21 protein-coding genes are annotated in these 17,590 nt (G+C 67.3%); 4 read left to right on the top strand and 17 right to left on the bottom strand.

Annotated features, from left to right (window positions below):
* Positions 1-3: 3 nt before the first annotated feature.
* The gene (locus tag AC5Y39_RS18395) at positions 4-258 is read left to right on the top strand and encodes a hypothetical protein (RefSeq protein ID WP_500020801.1); all 255 of its coding nucleotides are present in this window, start codon (positions 4-6) and stop codon (positions 256-258) included.
* On the opposite strand, the gene AC5Y39_RS18390 is transcribed toward AC5Y39_RS18395, so the two are convergent.
* The gene (locus AC5Y39_RS18390; protein ID WP_500020803.1) at positions 232-1,014 is read right to left on the bottom strand and encodes an alpha/beta fold hydrolase; all 783 of its coding nucleotides are present in this window, start codon (positions 1,012-1,014) and stop codon (positions 232-234) included. The genes AC5Y39_RS18395 and AC5Y39_RS18390 overlap by 27 nt on opposite strands.
* On the opposite strand from AC5Y39_RS18390, the gene mhuD reads away from it, so the two are divergent.
* Together mhuD and AC5Y39_RS18380 are read left to right on the top strand one after the other, a co-directional pair.
* Positions 1,013-1,330 carry a mycobilin-forming heme oxygenase MhuD gene (gene mhuD / locus AC5Y39_RS18385; RefSeq protein ID WP_499907209.1) on the top strand — a complete coding sequence of 106 codons (318 nt, stop codon included), beginning with the start codon at positions 1,013-1,015 and terminating at the stop codon, positions 1,328-1,330. The genes AC5Y39_RS18390 and mhuD overlap by 2 nt on opposite strands.
* Positions 1,314-2,672 carry a serine hydrolase gene (locus AC5Y39_RS18380; protein WP_500020869.1) on the top strand — a complete coding sequence of 453 codons (1,359 nt, stop codon included), beginning with the start codon at positions 1,314-1,316 and terminating at the stop codon, positions 2,670-2,672. Before mhuD ends, AC5Y39_RS18380 begins: the two co-directional genes overlap by 17 nt.
* Before the next feature lie 16 nt (positions 2,673-2,688).
* Here the strand turns inward: AC5Y39_RS18380 and AC5Y39_RS18375 are convergent, their stop codons facing one another.
* The 7 genes from AC5Y39_RS18375 to lysS all read right to left on the bottom strand — a co-directional run bounded on the left by AC5Y39_RS18375 (position 2,689) and on the right by lysS (position 9,610).
* Entirely contained in the window at positions 2,689-3,234 is a 546-nt protein-coding gene (locus AC5Y39_RS18375; protein ID WP_500020805.1) for a histidine phosphatase family protein, read from the bottom strand.
* Positions 3,231-3,968, bottom strand: a complete 738-nt coding sequence (locus tag AC5Y39_RS18370; protein WP_500020807.1) for a CbtA family protein — start codon at positions 3,966-3,968, stop codon at positions 3,231-3,233. Before AC5Y39_RS18370 ends, AC5Y39_RS18375 begins: the two co-directional genes overlap by 4 nt.
* Before the next feature lie 3 nt (positions 3,969-3,971).
* Positions 3,972-4,193, bottom strand: a complete 222-nt coding sequence (locus AC5Y39_RS18365; RefSeq protein ID WP_500020809.1) for a CbtB domain-containing protein — start codon at positions 4,191-4,193, stop codon at positions 3,972-3,974.
* Between the two features lie 164 nt (positions 4,194-4,357).
* Positions 4,358-4,792: a YbjQ family protein gene (locus tag AC5Y39_RS18360; protein WP_500020811.1), complete on the bottom strand. Its 435-nt coding sequence runs from the start codon at positions 4,790-4,792 to the stop codon at positions 4,358-4,360.
* A gap of 75 nt (positions 4,793-4,867) precedes the next feature.
* Positions 4,868-7,390, bottom strand: a complete 2,523-nt coding sequence (gene clpC1 / locus AC5Y39_RS18355; protein ID WP_500020813.1) for an ATP-dependent protease ATP-binding subunit ClpC — start codon at positions 7,388-7,390, stop codon at positions 4,868-4,870.
* A gap of 257 nt (positions 7,391-7,647) precedes the next feature.
* Complete coding sequence (lsr2, locus tag AC5Y39_RS18350) at positions 7,648-7,986, bottom strand: histone-like nucleoid-structuring protein Lsr2 (protein ID WP_499907222.1); 339 nt, start codon at positions 7,984-7,986, stop codon at positions 7,648-7,650.
* Positions 7,987-8,104: 118 nt separating this feature from the next.
* Entirely contained in the window at positions 8,105-9,610 is a 1,506-nt protein-coding gene (gene lysS, locus AC5Y39_RS18345) for a lysine--tRNA ligase (RefSeq protein WP_500020815.1), read from the bottom strand.
* A 140-nt stretch (positions 9,611-9,750) separates the two neighbouring features.
* Between lysS and AC5Y39_RS18340 the strand changes: the two genes are divergently transcribed.
* The gene (locus tag AC5Y39_RS18340; RefSeq protein ID WP_500020817.1) at positions 9,751-11,001 is read left to right on the top strand and encodes an alanine racemase; all 1,251 of its coding nucleotides are present in this window, start codon (positions 9,751-9,753) and stop codon (positions 10,999-11,001) included.
* Between the two features lie 93 nt (positions 11,002-11,094).
* Here the strand turns inward: AC5Y39_RS18340 and AC5Y39_RS18335 are convergent, their stop codons facing one another.
* The 9 genes from AC5Y39_RS18335 to folP all read right to left on the bottom strand — a co-directional run bounded on the left by AC5Y39_RS18335 (position 11,095) and on the right by folP (position 17,586).
* The gene (locus tag AC5Y39_RS18335; protein WP_500020819.1) at positions 11,095-11,910 is read right to left on the bottom strand and encodes a type III pantothenate kinase; all 816 of its coding nucleotides are present in this window, start codon (positions 11,908-11,910) and stop codon (positions 11,095-11,097) included.
* A 2-nt stretch (positions 11,911-11,912) separates the two neighbouring features.
* The gene (panD, locus tag AC5Y39_RS18330) at positions 11,913-12,317 is read right to left on the bottom strand and encodes an aspartate 1-decarboxylase (protein WP_500020821.1); all 405 of its coding nucleotides are present in this window, start codon (positions 12,315-12,317) and stop codon (positions 11,913-11,915) included.
* Positions 12,317-13,252 (bottom strand): pantoate--beta-alanine ligase, encoded by a 936-nt coding sequence (gene panC, locus AC5Y39_RS18325; RefSeq protein ID WP_500020823.1) that lies wholly within the window; start codon positions 13,250-13,252, stop codon positions 12,317-12,319. The genes panD and panC overlap by 1 nt, the downstream gene beginning before the upstream one ends.
* Positions 13,242-14,204 (bottom strand): Rossmann-like and DUF2520 domain-containing protein, encoded by a 963-nt coding sequence (locus tag AC5Y39_RS18320; RefSeq protein WP_500020825.1) that lies wholly within the window; start codon positions 14,202-14,204, stop codon positions 13,242-13,244. Before AC5Y39_RS18320 ends, panC begins: the two co-directional genes overlap by 11 nt.
* Before the next feature lie 78 nt (positions 14,205-14,282).
* Positions 14,283-15,362, bottom strand: coding sequence for a DUF6779 domain-containing protein (locus AC5Y39_RS18315; RefSeq protein ID WP_500020827.1), 1,080 nt, complete (start codon positions 15,360-15,362; stop codon positions 14,283-14,285).
* Between the two features lie 54 nt (positions 15,363-15,416).
* Positions 15,417-15,896, bottom strand: a complete 480-nt coding sequence (locus AC5Y39_RS18310; RefSeq protein WP_500020829.1) for a DUF3180 domain-containing protein — start codon at positions 15,894-15,896, stop codon at positions 15,417-15,419.
* Between the two features lies 1 nt (position 15,897).
* Positions 15,898-16,419, bottom strand: a complete 522-nt coding sequence (folK, locus tag AC5Y39_RS18305) for a 2-amino-4-hydroxy-6-hydroxymethyldihydropteridine diphosphokinase (RefSeq protein ID WP_500020831.1) — start codon at positions 16,417-16,419, stop codon at positions 15,898-15,900.
* Complete coding sequence (gene folB / locus AC5Y39_RS18300) at positions 16,416-16,793, bottom strand: dihydroneopterin aldolase (RefSeq protein ID WP_500020833.1); 378 nt, start codon at positions 16,791-16,793, stop codon at positions 16,416-16,418. Before folB ends, folK begins: the two co-directional genes overlap by 4 nt.
* Positions 16,786-17,586, bottom strand: a complete 801-nt coding sequence (gene folP, locus AC5Y39_RS18295) for a dihydropteroate synthase (protein ID WP_500020871.1) — start codon at positions 17,584-17,586, stop codon at positions 16,786-16,788. Before folP ends, folB begins: the two co-directional genes overlap by 8 nt.
* Positions 17,587-17,590 lie beyond the last annotated feature (4 nt).

The following is a 17,590-nucleotide window of genomic DNA, read 5'->3' as shown; positions in this document are numbered from 1 at the left end:
GCCATGACCGCTGTGCTCACGTTCTCGATCCTGATGGCGCCGTTTGTCGTGGCGGTGCTGCTGGGCTGGGCGGCGCACCGCTCGAGCGAGTTGCGCGTCGGCATGGAGCAGTTCCGGGTGTCGGCGCCGATGCGCGGCCGGTTGTCGGGCGACAGCTCTGACGCTTGCCGCATGCAGCACGAGCTCGATGCCATCCGCACCCGCTTCGAACGGCAGCCGTCGTGGCCGGCGTCAGGGGCGCTCGGCGAGCGTCGTTAGAAACGCCGTGACGGCGTCGCGGAATTGCCGTGGCGCCTCGTCGTGCACCAGGTGGCCCGCCTGGGCAACGCGTACATAGTCTGCGCGCTCTGCCATCTCGTGCATCCGCAGCATCTGGCCCGGCGGCGTCACGGAGTCGCCGGCCTCGATCAGCAGCACCGGGGCCTGTACGGCCCGCCACGACTGCCAGTAGTCACGCGTTCCCCACTCCGCGGCGATCTCGATCCAGCGCTCGACGTGGCCATGCAGCCGCCACCCGGTCGATGTGCGGTCGAACGCGTCGAGGAAGTACTGGCCGGCCACCGGCCCGAACTCGTCCAACACGTCTTGTGCCGAGCCGAATTCGACCGGCAGTGCGTGCAGCCACGGCTCCCACGGCCCGGTGGTGCGGCCGCGAAAGTCCGGAGCCATGTCTTCGATCACCAGCGCAGTCACCAGCTCGGGGCGCTCGGCGGCCAAACACCAGCCGTGCAGCCCACCCATCGAGTGGCCCACCAGCGTCACCGATTCGCCCACCGACTCCACCGCGTCACCGAGCTCGGCGACGAACCGCTCGGTGCTGATCGGATGCGGGTCGACGACGTCGCGGCCGCGATGCCACGGCGCGTCGTAGGTGTAGACGCGGCCCAGTTCGGTGAGCCACGGGACCTGGCGCCGCCACGTGTTGCCGCGGCCCATCAGGCCGTGCAGCAACACCAGTGGCCGCCCGTGGCCGCCGCGGAAGGTCAGCATGGCCGCACGGTAGCCTGAGCCCATGGCCGTGGTGAAGATCAATGCAATCGAGGTGCCGCCGGACGCCGGCCCCGAACTTGAAAAGCGATTCGCCAACCGGGCCCACGCCGTCGACAATCAGCCCGGGTTTCTCGGCTTTCAGCTGCTGCGGCCGGTGAAAGGCGAGAACCGCTATTTCGTCGTGACGCAGTGGGAGTCTGAAGAGGCGTTTCAGGCCTGGGCCACCGGGCCGGCGGTGCATGCCCACGCCGGTGAACGCGCCAACCCGGTGGCGACGGGCGCGTCTTTGCTGGAGTTCGAGGTTGTGTTGGACGTTGCGGGGTCTGGCACCAAGTCGTAGCGCGAGCCGGGCGGCAGCGTCGCTGGCCGCGGTGGCCGTCGCCCTGGCATGCAGTTGTTCGACGCCGTCCGCGTCGTCCGGCGTTACCAGCAGTACCGCCGGCGTGCCGATCAACATGAACACGCCGCCGGGTTTCCGCGCCAAGCAGACCGTCGACATGCTGAACTCCAACTGGCCGATCGGGCCGGTCGGAGTGGCAACGCTGGCCGCCCCGGACATGGTCAACAGCGTGCGGGACACCATGGAAAACCTCTGGTGGGAAAGGCCGTTCACGGTTTCCGGGGTGGACTACAACGCTGGGCGCGTCAAGCTTCATCTGGTCAACTCGTTCGGCGCCGGCCAGGACATCGACATCCACACCGACGAGCACGGAATGGTCGACCAGTTCCACGCCGAACTGCGACAGCCCAAGATCAACGACTGGGCCGACGTCGACGCCGAGTTGGCCAAATCCTGGGCGCGGTACTCCTATCAGGTGTCCAAGGTCGTCGATGGTCGCTGCGAGAAGGTAGCCGGCACCAACACCGGCCAATCTTTGCCCCTGGCATCGATTTTCAAGCTCTATGTGCTGCACGCGGTCGCCGACGCGGTGAGCGCCGGCAAGCTGTCGTGGGACGACAAGCTGACTATCACGTTGCGTGCCAAGGCTGTTGGTTCGTCGGGTCTGGAAAAGCTGGCACCGGGCGCGCAGGTTTCCGTGCGCACCGCGGCGGAGAAGATGATCGCCAACAGCGACAACATGGCAACCGATCTGCTGATCGACAAGGTGGGCACCGCCGCGGTGGAACGGGCGCTGGTCGCGGCGGGTCATCACGACCCGGGCAGCATGACTCCGTTTCCCACCATGCACGAGTTGTTCTCGGTCGGCTGGGGTGAGCCCGATCTGCGTGAGCAGTGGCGCAGCGCGGTCGACACCGGCCAGCCGCAGGCCCGGGCTCAGCTGCTGGCGCAGACGAATTCCCGCCCGTATCAACCGGACCCGGAGCGCACCCATTCGCCCGCCTCGGCTTACGGCGCGGAGTGGTACGGCAGTGCCGAAGACATCTGCCGGGTGCATGCGGCGCTACAGAGGCACGCCGTCGGGGCCGCTGCACCGGTGCGGGACATCGTCTCGGCGATCCCCGGAATCGACCTGGATCGGCGGCAGTGGCCCTACATCGCGGCGAAGGCCGGAAATCTGCCGGGAGACTTGACTTTCAGCTGGTACGCCATAGACGACAATGCACAGGCATGGGTGGTCAGTTTCCAGTTGAACTGGCCGCGGTTCCACGGTCCCAGCGCCGGAGCGTGGCTGATATCGATCGCCAAGCAGGTGTTCGCGATGCTGCCGCGGCAGCCGTGAGATTGGTGGACTTCGGCTAGAGCAGGCGCAGCGTCCAGCCTTGGCCGCGCAGGTTGATCTCCGTGCGGCTGACCGGCCCGATATCGATGCGCCAGAACGACTTCGGCGGCGCATCGAGGGCCAACAGGATTGCCGCCCGGATCACGGCTGGATGGGTCACCGCGACAACCCGCGACGGAGTCAGCGAGCCCAGCCAACCGGACACCCGCGACAGCAGACCGGTCACGGACTCGCCGCCGTGCGGCGTACTGGCCGGATCGGCCTGCCATAGCGCCAGATGGTCGGCCGGCACGTCAGCGAGCGTTTTGCCGCGCCAGCGGCCGTAATCCAGGTCGGCGAGCCGCGGGTCGGGCCTGGTTTCCAAGCCGAGCAATTGCGCGGTCTGCCGACACCGCCGCTCCGGCCCCGACCAGGCGTTGAATTGCGTTGCGGGACAGTGAGCTAACGGCTCCACCTGTCGGCGGCCGAGCTCGTTGACCGGCTCGTCGACCGGAAATCGCCCGGCTGCCATCGCATCGGTCATCGCGTGCGATACCAAGGTCAGCCGAACGACTTGGCTCACCGTGTGAGGCTCGGCGTCCGTTCCATCTTCGGCTGTTCGGTCAGCGTTCGGGCGCTCAGCGACGCGAACACCACACCGATGGTGAGCCACATGACCAGCTGGGTGCCCATCGAGTGAAGCCGGAAGTCGTACAACGCGTCAGCCGGGAAATCGCCTGGCGTTTCGGCGATGTCGGGCATCACCACCATCACGCCGGTTATCACGGCCAGATGTGCGCAGACGGCGATCAGCGTCGCGCTCCACTGGCCGTACCGCGGCAGCAGGCGTCGGCCCAGCCACACCGCTCCGATCGCGCACAGCACCGACAGCACGACCATCAGGAGGTACAAGCCGGAGCGCTCGCGGATGGTCTCCTCCAGACTGCTGGCCGGCGGATTCGGCGGATACTTCAACCACGGCACCAACCCGATCACGCCAAAGGCACACGCCGCCAACGTCATTGACAGGGCCCGAGGGCCCAGGTCACCGACACGGCCATACGTCACCACGAACGCGACGGCGAATAGTGCGCCCATCGCGACTGCGAATGCGACGACCCCGAAGCCCATTCCGATGTTCTGTTGGACCGCACGGGTGAACAATTCCCCGCCCTGTTCGTGGCCGGCCATATGCGCGTCTTCGAAGGCGATCGCACGCCCGATGGAAGGCTCGACGAACGCACGGGCGAACAGGTAAGCCATCACACCGCCGATAGCGCCCGCGACGAGGCCGCGGGCTATGAGGTGCTTTTCCATGCCTTAGTGGCAGGGGAAGCCGAGCAGATGGCGTGCGTCGTGCAGAAATTCGTGGACATGGTTGTCGCTGCCGAAGATCGAAACCGCGCCCTGGTCGAAGCCGACGAAATAGACCACCAGCAGAGCCAGAAACACCGTGCCTGCCAGCCACAGAGCGGCTCTGGCGGCGGACAGGTCGATGACCCGCACCTTCGCGGATGCCGTGCGGGCGTCGGTTGATGCCATGTCACATTCCTTTCGGGATCGAGCGTCCCGTGAGCGGACGAGGTGACGGACGTCGGGTCTGACTGTAAACAGTGGCGCGACCGTTCTGGAGTCTCACCAGATTCCTCAGCCCATCAAGTACAAAGGGCAGCTTAGGGGCGGGGGCCCCGGGGGTCAACGACGCCCTACCGCGGGCCGTAGGGCTGCGGCTGCTGCCCGGCCGGCGGTCCCGGCGTGTGCGCTTGCTGCGGTTGTGGGCCGCCGTAACCCAGTTGGCTCGCGGTGTACTTCGCAGCGTCGGTGACAGGCACGGCTTGAACGGCGGTGCCGTACGCGCAGATCTCGGTCCAGGTATCGCCGAGCTCGGTGGTGTCGAACCGCATGCCGATGATCGCGTTTCCACCGCGGGTGCGGGCCTCGGCCATCAGCCGGTTCATCGCCTCGTTGCGGCTCTCGGCCAGGTTCTTGGTCATGCCTTGCAACTCGCCGCCGAACATGGACTTGAAGCCCGCGCCGATCTGAGAGAACGCATTACGCGACCTGACGGTGAGGCCGAACACCTCGCCGCACACCCGCTGGATCTCCCAGCCGGGAAGGTCGTTGGTGGTGACAATCAGCACGCGCGGAGCGTATCGCGCGACAAGCGATTTCGGCGCGCAAACCGTAGCTGAGCGTAGGTTTGCGCGCCGAAATCGCTACTCCGCTCCGGCCTGCGCCAGGTCCGGTTCGGCATCCTTTGCCGGCTTGCGAGTGCCGGTGAAGGTGAACACCGCGTCTTCGCCGGAGCCTTCGCCATCCCAGTTGTCCACGTCGACCGTGACGAGCTGGCCGGGTCCGACCTCCTCGAAGAGGATCTTCTCCGACAGCTGGTCCTCGATCTCCCGCTGGATCGTGCGACGCAGCGGCCGCGCGCCCAGCACCGGGTCGAAGCCGCGCTTGGCCAGCAGCGCCTTCGCCTTGGGCGTGAGCTCCAGCGCCATGTCCTTGCTCTTCAGCTGCTTCTCGACGCGACTGATCATCAGATCGACCATCCGGATGATCTCGTCTTGAGTCAGCTGGTGGAAGACGATGACGTCGTCGATGCGGTTGAGGAACTCCGGGCGGAAGTGCTTCTTGAGCTCGTCGTTGACGCGCTGCTTCATCCGCTCGTAGTTGTTCTCGCCGCCACCCTGGCTGAAGCCCAGGCTGACCGCCTTGCTGATGTCGGCGGTGCCGAGGTTCGACGTGAAGATCAGCACGGTGTTCTTGAAGTCGACCGTGCGACCCTGACCGTCGGTGAGCCGGCCGTCTTCGAGCACCTGCAGCAGGCTGTTGTAGATCTCCTGGTGCGCCTTTTCGATCTCGTCGAACAGCACGACCGAGAACGGCTTGCGCCGCACCTTCTCGGTGAGCTGGCCGCCCTCTTCGTAGCCGACGTAGCCCGGAGGGGCACCGAACAGCCGCGAAGCGGTGAACCGGTCGTGGAACTCGCCCATGTCGATCTGGATGAGCGCGTCGTCGTCGCCGAACAGGAATTCGGCCAGCGCCTTCGACAGCTCGGTCTTACCGACACCGGACGGCCCGGCGAAGATGAACGAGCCCGACGGACGCTTGGGGTCCTTCAAGCCGGCGCGAGTGCGGCGGATCGCTTTGGAAACTGCACGGACGGCATCCTCTTGGCCGATGATCCGCTTGTGCAGCTCGTCTTCCATGCGCAGCAGCCGAGTGGTTTCCTCCTCGGTCAGCTTGTACACGGGGATGCCGGTCCAGTTGCCCAGCACCTCGGCGATCTGCTCGTCGTCGACCTCCGCGACCACATCCAGATCGCCTGAGCGCCACTGCTTTTCACGTTCGGCACGCTGTGCCACGAGTTGCTTCTCGCGGTCGCGCAGTGCGGCCGCCTTCTCGAAGTCCTGCGCGTCGATCGCGGACTCCTTCTCGCGGCGCGCCTCGGCGATCTTCTCGTCGAACTCGCGCAGGTCTGGCGGTGCGGTCATCCGGCGGATCCGCATCCGGGCACCGGCCTCGTCGATCAAGTCGATGGCCTTGTCCGGCAGGAACCGGTCGTTGATGTAGCGATCGGCCAGCGTGGCGGCCGCCACCATCGCGCTGTCGGTGATCGAGACGCGATGGTGCGCCTCGTACCGGTCGCGCAGACCCTTGAGGATCTCGATGGTGTGCTCCACCGTCGGCTCCCCGACCTGCACCGGCTGGAACCGGCGCTCCAGCGCCGCGTCCTTCTCGATGTACTTGCGGTACTCGTCGAGGGTGGTGGCGCCGATGGTCTGCAGCTCACCGCGGGCCAGCTTCGGCTTCAGGATCGAAGCAGCGTCGATCGCGCCCTCGGCGGCGCCGGCACCGACCAGCGTGTGCAGCTCGTCGATGAACAGGATGATGTCGCCGCGGGTGTTGATCTCCTTGAGCACCTTCTTCAGGCGCTCCTCGAAATCACCGCGGTAGCGCGAGCCGGCCACCAAAGAACCCAGATCCAACGTGTAGAGCTGCTTGTCCTTCAGCGTCTCGGGGACCTCGCCGTGCACGATCGCCTGGGCAAGACCCTCGACGACGGCGGTCTTGCCGACGCCGGGCTCGCCGATCAGCACCGGGTTGTTCTTGGTACGGCGGGACAGCACCTGCATCACCCGCTCGATTTCCTTCTCGCGGCCGATGACCGGGTCGAGCTTGCCTTCCATGGCGGCCGCGGTCAGATTGCGGCCGAACTGGTCGAGCACCAGGGATGTCGACGGGTTGCCGGACTCGCCGCCGCGGCCGCCGGTGCCGGCTTCCGCGGTCTCCTTGCCCTGGTAGCCGCTCAGCAGCTGGATGACCTGTTGGCGCACCCGAGTGAGCTCGGCGCCGAGCTTTACCAGCACCTGGGCGGCGACGCCTTCGCCTTCGCGGATCAACCCGAGCAGGATGTGCTCGGTGCCGATGTAGTTGTGGCCGAGTTGCAGCGCCTCACGCAGCGACAGCTCCAGCACCTTCTTGGCGCGCGGCGTGAACGGGATGTGCCCCGACGGCGCTTGCTGACCCTGGCCGATGATCTCCTCGACCTGGCTGCGAACGCCCTCCAGCGAGATGCCGAGCGACTCCAGCGACTTCGCGGCGACGCCCTCACCCTCGTGGATCAGCCCGAGAAGGATGTGCTCGGTCCCGATGTAGTTGTGGTTGAGCATCCTGGCCTCTTCTTGAGCCAGGACGACAACGCGGCGTGCGCGATCCGTAAATCTTTCGAACATCGGTGGTTACCTGCTCTCCCTCACCAGTGAGTACGCGGATCGATTGAGTGATCCCGAATACCCGCTGTCCACTCTAATGGCCTGTGGCCCGGGCTGCCCCACCCATGGGAGCCAGCCGATTGCGGTGCGTCTCTCGTTACGGGAGGTAGAACGCTGTGGCGCGCTGATTCGTTTCCTCCCCGCGCCCCACCCTATTCGCCCCTAGCGAAAGAGCCGACGCGGTGTCGGTGGAAGAGAGGGTCAGGCGACGCCTGAAATTACGTCGCCGCGTGGAACGCGTCGATGATGTCGGCCGGGATGCGGCCGCGAGTCGACACGTTGTGGCCGTTGCGGCGGGCCCATTCCCGGATCGCGGCGCTCTGCTCGCGGTCGATCGACGCACGGCCACGACCGGAGCCAGACCGGCCCCGACGACGTCCGCCGACTCGGCGGCCCTTTTCCACCCAAACCTTCAGATCGTCGCGCAGCTTCTTGGCATTCTTCGATGACAGATCTATCTCGTAGGTCACGCCATCGAGGCCGAATTCTACGGTTTCGTCAGCAGGTGCTTCGCCGTCGAAATCATCAACCAACGTAACGGTTACTTTCTTGGCCATTATCTACATTGCTCCTTACTGAACATTGCGGCCTCGTGGTGCTGCGGAAGTCTACTCCGGCATACTAATCTGCCATAATCGGTGTCGTCAGCCAACGCCGACTCGTTACCGCAGAGGTTCAGTTTTGATGTCGGCGAACAATCGGGAACAATACCGTCTCCCGAATTCCGAGCCCGGTCAATGCCATCATGAGGCGGTCGATGCCCATTCCGGTGCCGGTGGTCGGAGGCATGGCATACTCCATCGCCGCCAGAAAATCCTCGTCGAGCACCATCGCCTCGTCGTCACCCGCGGCCGCGTCGCGGGCCTGCGCCTCGAACCGCTGACGTTGCACCACCGGATCCACCAATTCCGAATAGCCAGTTGCCAACTCGACGCCACGGACGTAGAGGTCCCACTTCTCGGTGACCCCCGCCACACTGCGGTGCTGCCTTGTGAGCGGGGTGGTTTCCACCGGGTAGTCACGCACGAACGTCGGCGCATACAAGTTGTTTCCGACGGAATGCTCCCACAATTCTTCGACGAGCTTGCCGTGCCCGAACGGCCGATCAGTCGGGATCTCGATGCCGAGTCGTGTCGCGATGCCGACAAGATCCGGTACGGGTGTCTTGGGAGTAATGAGCTCACCCAGCGCTTCAGACAACGACGGGTACATTTCGATGGACGCCCATTGTCCGTCGATGTCATACGGAGTACCGTCGGCGAGCGTCAACTGCCGCGTGCCGAACACTTCGTCGGCAACTTCCTGAATAACTTCGCGGATCATCACGGCCGAATCGTCGTACGTGCCATAAGCCTGGTAAGTCTCCAGCATCGAGAATTCCGGCGAATGCGTGGAATCTGCACCCTCGTTTCGAAAGACCCGGGACAGCTCGAAGACCCGCTCGAAGCCGCCGACCACGCAGCGCTTGAGAAACAACTCCGGAGCGATACGCAGGTACAACTCGGCGTCCATCGCGTTGGAGTGGGTGACGAACGGTCGGGCGGCGGCTCCGCCGGCCAGCGTCTGCAGCATCGGCGTCTCGACTTCGAGGAAGTCGCGCCGGTGCAGCGCGTTGCGCAGCGCGCGGACCACGGCGACACGCTGGCGCGCCACGGCCCGCGCTTCCGGCCGCATGATGAGGTCGACGTAGCGCTGCCGCACGCGCGACTCTTCACTCATCTCCTTGTGCGCCACCGGCAGGGGCCGCAGCGCCTTGGCCGCCATCTGCCAGGAGTCGGCCAGCACCGACAGTTCGCCGCGGCGTGAACTGATGACTTCGCCGTGGACGAACACGATGTCACCGAGGTCGACTTCCGACTTCCACCGGTCCAGAGCCTCTTGTCCGACGCTGGCCAGGCTGACCATGGCCTGCAGCTGCGTACCGTCGCCTTGCTGCAGCGTGGCGAAGCACAGCTTGCCCGAGTTGCGGGCAAACACCACACGGCCCGCGGTGCCGACGATCTCGCCGGTGGTCGCGTCTGCGGGGAGGTCGGGATACTTGTCGCGGATCTGGCGCAGGGTGTGGGTGACCGGCACGTTGACCGGATACGGGTCGTGGCCCTCCTCGAGCAGCCGCTCGCGCTTGGCCTGCCGGATCCGGAACTGCTCCGGCAGATCGGCGTCGCGGGGCTCTGGACTCACGACCAGCGAGCTTAGGTCATCGACCCGTTGCGGACTGGGCGGGCTGTCGTCGGTCCGAGAGCGTCACCCAGTGGGCAGGGCCATGGTCGAATCGTGGTCATGAGCCATCAGCCTGCGACCGTGCCGGACGACCACCTGACGTGTCGGTAGGCGACGTGGACATCGACGCGGCCGCGGTGTCGGCGCTGTCCGACGAGCCCGTCGATTGGCGGTTCAAGGGATTGCCGCCGTCGTGGGCCGGCCGCACCGTGGGGCAGGTCTGCGCCGACCGGCCGGTGCTGTTCGACGACGGCGCGGTGGGGCCGGTGTGCGTGCTCAGCGCGGACGCGCTCGCGCACAATGTCGCGGCGATGGCCGAGTGGTGCCGTCGCTCGGCCGTGGCGATCGCGCCGCACGGCAAGACGCATATGGCGCCGCAGCTGTTCGCCCGTCAGCTCGGTGCTGGCGCATGCGCGATCACGGTGGCCACGATCAGCCAGGCGCGGGTGTGCCGTGCGTTCGGTGTCCGCAATGTGATCCTGGCAAACGAACTCGTCGATGCTGGCGGATTGCGTTGGCTGGCGGGCGAATTGGCACGTGACGCTGAATTCGGCTTCGTGTGTTGGGTGGATTCGGTGCCCGGGGTTCGGGCCATGGCGGCTGTACTGGCGACGTGCGTGACGCGGCCTGTGGAGGTCTGCGTGGAAATTGGAATGCCGGGCGGACGCACCGGATGCCGCAGCGCCGGCGAAGTAGACGAGGTCGCCCGCGCGGTGATCGCATGCCCGCAGCTGCGGCTGGTGGGCGTCTCGGGATACGAAGCGGCGCTGGGCCATGACGTCGGCCCGCAGGCGCTGGCGCGGGTCGGCGACTTCCTCGCCGAGATGCGGGCCGCGGTGCTGCGGCTGACCTTCGAGACCGACGAGGTGCTGGTAACCGCCGGTGGCAGCACCTATTTCGACCTGGTCGCCGAGGCGCTGACGGGGTGGCCGAGTGGACTCACGGTGCGCACGGTGATCCGCAGCGGCGCGTACCTGACGCACGATCACGGGCTGTACCAGCGCACGTCGCCGCTGACTCGCGGCGGTCAGTGCGGTTTCGTGCCCGCGATAAGCGTTTGGGCGCAGGTGGTTTCGACGCCGGAGCCCGGCTTGGCAGTGCTGGCCATGGGCCGCCGCGACGTGTCGTTCGACCAAGAGCTGCCGGTGCCGCTCGCGCTTGCCGACAGCCACGTCACCCGGCTCAACGACCAGCACGCGTATCTGCGGCTCGGAGGCGGCGGTCGCGTGCAGGTGGGCGACTGGCTGGAGTTCGGAATATCGCACCCTTGCACGGTTTTCGACAAGTGGCAGCTGATTCCGGTGGTCGACGCCGACGGCCGGGTGGTCGAGTTGATCCGGACGTTCTTCTGACGCTCACCTCGGTCCCGCGAGCGTGCACTGCGGTACGCCAAGCACCGGCGTGTCGGTGCGCAGACACGCACGCTCGCGGAAACGAGGTGAGGGTCAGCGGGCTTGGCGCAGCTTGCCGCGCTGACTGTCGCGGTTGCGCTCGAAGACCAACCGCAGCCCCTCGAGCGTGAGATGGCGGTCGTAGTGCTGCACGGTGTGCATCGCGGGCAGCAGCAGCGGCGCGATGTGACCGGTCGCGACCACGGTGACGCCGTCGCCCGCGAAGCCGTCGACGTCTTCGCGGATCCGCTGCACGAGCCCGTCGACCAGCCCCGCGAACCCGAACACCGCTCCCGCCTGCATGCACTCCACCGTGTTCTTGCCGACGACACTGCGCGGACGGGTCAGCTCCACGCGACGCAACGCCGCCGAGCGCGACGCCGCTGCATCCGACGACACCTCCACGCCGGGAGCGATTGCGCCACCCAAGAATTCGCCCTTCGCCGACACCACGTCGACGCAGATCGACGAGCCGAAGTCGACGACGATCGCGGCGGTGCCGTACTTCTGGTAGGCGGCAAGGCAGTTGACGATCCGGTCGGCGCCGACTTCCTTGGGGTTGTCCACAAGCAGCGGAATGCCCGTACGGACACCGGGTTCGATCAGCACGTGCGGCACCTGCGGCCAATATTGGTCGAGCATCTCGCGCAGCTCGTGCAACACCGACGGCACAGTCGACAGTCCCACCGCACCGGTCAGCCGTTCCGAATCGTCACCGATCAGCCCGTCGAGAGTCAACGCCATCTCGTCGGAGGTGGCCTCCGACTCGGTGCGAATCCGCCAGTGCTGCGCCACCTTTGCGTGCCCACCCGAACCGGTGATCAGACCGATCACGGTGTGGGTGTTGCGGACGTCGATGGCGAGGAGCATGGCTACCGCGGCGACACCAAGTCGAAGTCCTCGGGGACGAAAGCCGGATCACTGCCGAGGTCCACCTGCTTGTTGGCGGAGTCGACGAACACGATCCGCGGCTGGTATTCGCGGGCCTCGGCGTCGGTCATGGTCGCGTAGGCGATCAGGATCACGATGTCACCGGGATGCACCAAATGGGCTGCCGCGCCGTTGATCCCGATGACGCCGCTGCCGCGCTCACCGGTGATCGCATAGGTGACCAGCCGCGCGCCGTTGGTCACGTCGACGATCGTCACCTGCTCGCCTTCGAGCAAATCGGCGGCGTCCATCAGGTCGGCGTCGATGGTGACCGATCCGACGTAGTGCAGGTCGGCCTGGGTCACGGTGGCCCGATGGATCTTCGACTTCAGCATGGTCCGTAACATCAGTTCCTCCAGGGCAATTCGTGGTGGTCGTCCGGACCATCCGGGGAATGCCCGTCGGTGCCACCGATGTCGATTGCGATGTTGTCGATGAGTCTGGTGTCGCCGAGCCGCGCGGCTACCAGCAGCCGGCCCAGGCCACGGGAGGGAGCGGGTTCCAGTGCGGGCCCGCGCACTTCGAGGTAGTCGACCTCGAGTGCAGGCACCTCAGCGAGCACCGCGCGAGCCGCGTCCAGCGCCGCCTCCACTCCACCGGATGCCGCATACATTCCGGCCAGCAGTGCCGACGAAAGGGCACCGGCCAGTTCGCGATCCGCCGCGGACAGATAGCGGTTGCGCGACGACAACGCCAGCCCGTCGGCCTCGCGCACGATCGGCACTCCCACGATGCGCACGTCGATGTTCAGGTCGGCGACCATCTGCCGGATCAGTACCAGCTGCTGGTAGTCCTTCTCGCCGAAGAACGCCCGGTCGGGCGCGACGGCCTGCAGCAGCTTGAGCACCGCGGTGAGCACACCGGCGAAATGTGTTGGGCGCGAGGCACCCTCGAGTTCAGTGCCCAGCGGGCCGGGCTGCACCGACGTACGCGCGCCGTAGGGATACATGGCCTCGACGCTGGGCGCGAACACCACCTCGACGCCCTCGCCGCGCAACAGCTCCAGATCGGCGTCCAGAGTGCGCGGGTACCGGTCGAGGTCTTCGCCGACGCCGAATTGCAACGGGTTGACGAAGATCGACACCACCACCACCGAACCCGGCACTCGCTTGGCGGCCCGCACCAACGCGAGATGGCCGTCGTGCAGCGCACCCATGGTGGGCACCAGCATCACCCGCCGTCCGGTCTGCCGCAAAGCACGGGTCACCTCACCCACGGCCTTCGGCGTGTCGTACACGTTGAGTTGACCGGGGTGGAACTTCTTCGCCAGGTTAGTTGTCACCGCAGCCTGCCCGATCGCCTGTATTGCTCAGTGCCGCAACGACTTTCTCAGGGGCGTGCGCGCGCTGCGCGGTGCGCAGCGAATTGCTCCGGTACGCCTCGGCGAGCAGTGGGTCGACCTCGGCCAGTGCGCGCAGATGGGCGACGACGGCGGCGGCGTCGCCGCGCGCCACCGGGCCGGTGAGCGCAGCCTGGCCGCGCTGCAGCGTGTTCTCCACCGCCGCACGGGTCAGCGGGCCGATCACGCGTTCGGCAATGCCCCCTGGTGCGTCGTCGACGAGTTGCTGACCCAGTAATTCCTGGCCCCACAGCGCAGCACGCAACGCTTCCAACGCATCGGCGACCACCGTGACGACGTGATTGCTCGCATGCGCCAGCGCGGCGTGGTACAGCGTGCGGGCGTCCTCACGCACCCGGAACGGTTCGCCGCCGATCTCGAGGACTAGCGATTGACCGATCGCATAGCCGGTGTCGTCGGCCGCGGTGATCCCGAAGCAGGTGTCGGGTAGCCGGGTGAGGTCTTCGTCGGATCCGGTGAACGTCATGGCGGGATGAACAGCCAACGGCAGGCAACCCTGCTCGGTGAGCGGCGCCAGCACGCCGATTCCGTTGGCGCCCGAGGTGTGCACGACGATGGTGCCGGGCCGCACAGCGCGGGTGGCCGCCAGCCCGGACACCACACTGGTGAGTTCGGCGTCGGGCACCGCCAACAGCAGCAATTCGCCACGGCCGGCCACTTCATGCACGGGCAGCACGGCGCTCTCGGGCAGCCGGCGGGCAGCCCGTTCCCGCGACGCGTGCGACACCGCGCTGCAGGCGACGACCACGTGACCGGCCCGCTCCAGCGCCGCACCCAGCGCGCTGCCGACCCGGCCGGCGGAGATGACGCCTACCGAGAGTCGAGCCGGACGCAATGGGTCGTGCGGCCAGCCGTCAGCGGGGGGCTGCTCCATCGCAGGGAACCTCGCAAAGTTTCCGAAAGTCGTTCCGGTCCTGCCAGGCGGGTACCGGACGGTCTCTCACAGGGTATCTCAGTCGTCGCGGCGCCTGCGACGGCCGCCCCCGGTGGGGCTGGCGCCGGCCTGCAGCCGCGCCAGCAGTTCTGCGACGGACTGGCCTTGGCCCTCGCCGTGGTGGCCGCCGCTGCGCGGGGCATCGTCGGAGCCGCCGTGCCGAGCCGAGGGTTGCTGTGGTTCTGGCTGCGACGGCGTTGTGGCGTGCCGCGCCGAGGGCGTGCCGCCGTCGGTGGTCCCAAGGTGCCGGCCAACGGCGGGCTCCGCCGGAGGGGGCGGCGGTACTGGAGCTGCTGAGACGCCGTTGCCGGCCGTCCAGCGACTGCCCGGCGCACCGGGCGGCAGCCACTGACCTTCGGCACTCACCGGTTGCCAGGCGTCCGCACGCGTGCCGTGCCTGCCCGCCGTCGTGGGCGCAACGGGTTCGGGCGGCACCCATGCAGGCGGGCCCGGCTCGGCAGCGGCGACTTGCTGCTCCTCGGGTTCTGCCGGTTCCTCCGGGACGTCGATGATCGCGTTCTCGCTGCCGTCGTCAGGGTCTTGGTGGGGCGACGCGACGAACCTCGGGATGTTCTTCCCGGGATCGGTGACCTCGGTGTCGCGCTGCCAGTCGCTGTAGGCCTTCACGGTGGTGCGTTCCGGCTCCTCCAGAGCCGGCCGGTGCGACAGGTCCGCGTCGAACAGCAGCTCCAGATTGGTGCGCAGGGCGGCAAGCTCGGCCCGCAGCGCGGCGACTTCGTCGGCGGCCTGCGCGCGCAGTTCGGAGGCGAGTTCGCGGCGCAACTGCGACTCGACTTCCAGCTCGTACTCACGCCTGGCGGAGATCTCGCGGTCCAGCTGAAGGTCGTAGACCAGCTTGAGGTCGCGTGCCTTGGCCCGGTCCAGATCGCTTTGCCTGCGGTAGATCACCGACACGAACGCCGCGATCGCGGCCGCCCACAGCGAAAGGATCACGGCCAGCTTCAGTAGTTCGACGCGGTCGGTGAACACCAGCGCCGAACTGGCCGCAATGGCCAGGACAAGCAACGCCGTCAGAAGGAGCCAACCCGGCCTGCGGCCGCTGCGCCGGGACCGGGCGCCGCGGCTCAGATCGGTCATGGGCGGAACTGTACCCGCCGAGGTCACGTCGCGTGTCGAGGAAGCCCGGCGATTCTAATCGCCGGTTGCGCCGGCGTTGTCGGGCGGCTCTTCGGGCTTCTCGCAGCAATGCTGCAGCCAAAGTGCCGCGACGATCAGCGCCAGCGCGCACGCGGCCGCCACTACCGCGCCGGGGGTGTCTTGCGAGGCCACGCGAAGCCAGCCGCGGTTGGGCAGCAGGTACCCGAGCATGCCCAACCACCAACCGAGCACGAGGGCGCCCACCCATGCCGACGCCTTGGCGATCCAGACGGTGCGCGCGACGGCCAGCGGATGCAGTCTGCCGGGGCCGGCGCCGATCTCAGCGTCGTTGATCTTGGCTCTCACGTAGCGGCCCCAGGCGGCCTCCACGCTGGCGACGCCGAGTAGCGACAGCCCGGTCCAGACGGTGATCGGCGGAAAGCCTCGTGGGTAGACGGCCGTGGTGACGAGGTAGCCGAGGACGGCGACGAGTGCCGCCGCGACCGTCAGGTCACGCCTGCGGGTAGGTCCCATGTCACACCGTCGACCGCAGTGTCAGATCCGTAGGCATGACGCCGGCCTTGTCGACGGGCTCGATGTCCTCGAGCAGCCGCGATACGGGTGTCGCCACCTCGGCGACCGTCAACGTCGCATCCGGCTCGACGTCAAGCCATGGCACCAGAACGAATGCGCGAAGATGCGCCAGCGGATGCGGCAGCGTGAGGTCGGGTTCGCGGACCACGAGTTCGGTGCCGTCCGATCGGCAGCTGATCACGTCGACGTCCAAGGTGCGCGGTCCCCACCGCCGGCCTCGAACCCGGTCGGCGGACCGCTCGAGCTGCTGGCCCAGCCGCAGCCATCCGCGCCCGTCCAGGTCCGGGTTGTCCGCGATGACGACGGCGTTGAGGAACGGCCCCTGTTCGACGCCGCCCCACGGCACGGTCTCGTAGACCGGCGACACCGCCACCAGCGAGTCAGAGAGCGCGTCGACCACCGACTGCAACCGGCCCATCCGGTCGCCGAGATTGGAGCCGATGGACAGCACCGCGCGCGTCACGGCTCCTCCTCGCGCTGCCGGAAGCGGTGGACGACGACCGCGACGTCTTCGAAATCCAGCGGAATGGGCGCGTGCGGTTTGTGCAGTGTCACCTCGACCGCGCGCACTCGCTCGTCGGCGATGACGCCGTCGGCGATCTCCGCAGCGACGGCTTCGATCAGATTCTTGGCAGGGCCGCCGACGATCGCTGCCGCCCGCTCGGCCAGCTCGCCATAGTCGTAGGTATCGCTGAGATCGTCGCTGGCGCCGGCTTTCGTCAGATCCAGCCACACGGTGATGTCGACGACGAAGTCCTGTCCGTCGCGCCGCTCGTGCTCGAAGACGCCGTGCCGCCCGCGAACGGTCAAGCCACGCAACTCGATTCGGTCAGACACCGCCGGCCGCCCATGCTTGGACCACCTTGAGCGCGTCGACGGTAGCCCGCACATCGTGTACGCGAACGCCCCAAACGCCTTGCAGGGCAGCTAAAGCGGATATCACCGCAGTCGCCGTCTCACGCCCGGCCGGCGGCCGCAGGCCGGCGTCGTCGGCAAGCAGCGAACCGAGGAAACGCTTGCGCGACGCACCCACGAGCACCGGGATGCCGGTCGCGACGAGCTCGGGCAGCGCGTGCAGGAGCGCCCAATTGTGCTGTGCGGTCTTGGCGAAACCGAGTCCGGGGTCGACGATCAACCGCGCCGGGTCGACGCCCGCGGCCATTGCGGCGTCGACGCTGGCAAGCAGCTCCGCCTTGACGTCGGCGACGACGTCGTCGTAGTCGGGGACTTCATGGGGTCGCGCGGCGCTCACAGAGCGCCAGTGCATCAAGATCCAGGACACGCCGGCCTCGGCTACCAAGGGGCCCATGCGCGGGTCGGCCCGGCCACCGGAGACGTCGTTGACGATGCGCGCTCCGTGCTGCAGCGCCGCGGCGGCCACCTCTGCGCGCATGGTGTCGATGCTGACTGTAATGCCTTGCGCGGCAATGTCTTTTATGACGGGAACGACGCGGTCGGTTTCGACCCGCGGCTCCACCCGCACCGCACCGGGCCGGGTGGACTCACCTCCGACGTCGATGATCGCGGCCCCTTCGGCGGCGAGCGTCAGCCCGTGCTCGACGGCGCGATCCCGGTCGAGGAACAGTCCCCCGTCGGAGAACGAGTCGTCGGTGACGTTGACGACCCCCATCACC

The organism is Mycobacterium sp. NGS39 (assembly GCF_059812765.1).
The sequence above is the reverse complement of the archived record's forward strand: the minus strand, read 5'-3'. Positions and strand labels throughout refer to the sequence as shown.

What these genes read in the sequence shown, in the direction of transcription:
- AC5Y39_RS18395 (WP_500020801.1), top strand. Translation starts at nt 4, where the DNA reads ATGACCGCTGTGCTCACGTTCTCGATCCTGATGGCGCCGTTTGTCGTG.
- mhuD (WP_499907209.1), top strand. Translation starts at nt 1,013, where the DNA reads ATGGCCGTGGTGAAGATCAATGCAATCGAGGTGCCGCCGGACGCCGGC.
- AC5Y39_RS18390 (WP_500020803.1), bottom strand. Translation starts at nt 1,014, where the DNA reads ATGGGCTCAGGCTACCGTGCGGCCATGCTGACCTTCCGCGGCGGCCAC.
- AC5Y39_RS18370 (WP_500020807.1), bottom strand. Translation starts at nt 3,968, where the DNA reads ATGGAAAAGCACCTCATAGCCCGCGGCCTCGTCGCGGGCGCTATCGGC.
- AC5Y39_RS18365 (WP_500020809.1), bottom strand. Translation starts at nt 4,193, where the DNA reads ATGGCATCAACCGACGCCCGCACGGCATCCGCGAAGGTGCGGGTCATC.
- clpC1 (WP_500020813.1), bottom strand. Translation starts at nt 7,390, where the DNA reads ATGTTCGAAAGATTTACGGATCGCGCACGCCGCGTTGTCGTCCTGGCT.
- lsr2 (WP_499907222.1), bottom strand. Translation starts at nt 7,986, where the DNA reads ATGGCCAAGAAAGTAACCGTTACGTTGGTTGATGATTTCGACGGCGAA.
- AC5Y39_RS18335 (WP_500020819.1), bottom strand. Translation starts at nt 11,910, where the DNA reads ATGCTCCTCGCCATCGACGTCCGCAACACCCACACCGTGATCGGTCTG.
- panD (WP_500020821.1), bottom strand. Translation starts at nt 12,317, where the DNA reads ATGTTACGGACCATGCTGAAGTCGAAGATCCATCGGGCCACCGTGACC.
- AC5Y39_RS18320 (WP_500020825.1), bottom strand. Translation starts at nt 14,204, where the DNA reads ATGGAGCAGCCCCCCGCTGACGGCTGGCCGCACGACCCATTGCGTCCG.
- AC5Y39_RS18315 (WP_500020827.1), bottom strand. Translation starts at nt 15,362, where the DNA reads ATGACCGATCTGAGCCGCGGCGCCCGGTCCCGGCGCAGCGGCCGCAGG.
- AC5Y39_RS18310 (WP_500020829.1), bottom strand. Translation starts at nt 15,896, where the DNA reads ATGGGACCTACCCGCAGGCGTGACCTGACGGTCGCGGCGGCACTCGTC.
- folP (WP_500020871.1), bottom strand. Translation starts at nt 17,586, where the DNA reads ATGGGGGTCGTCAACGTCACCGACGACTCGTTCTCCGACGGGGGACTG.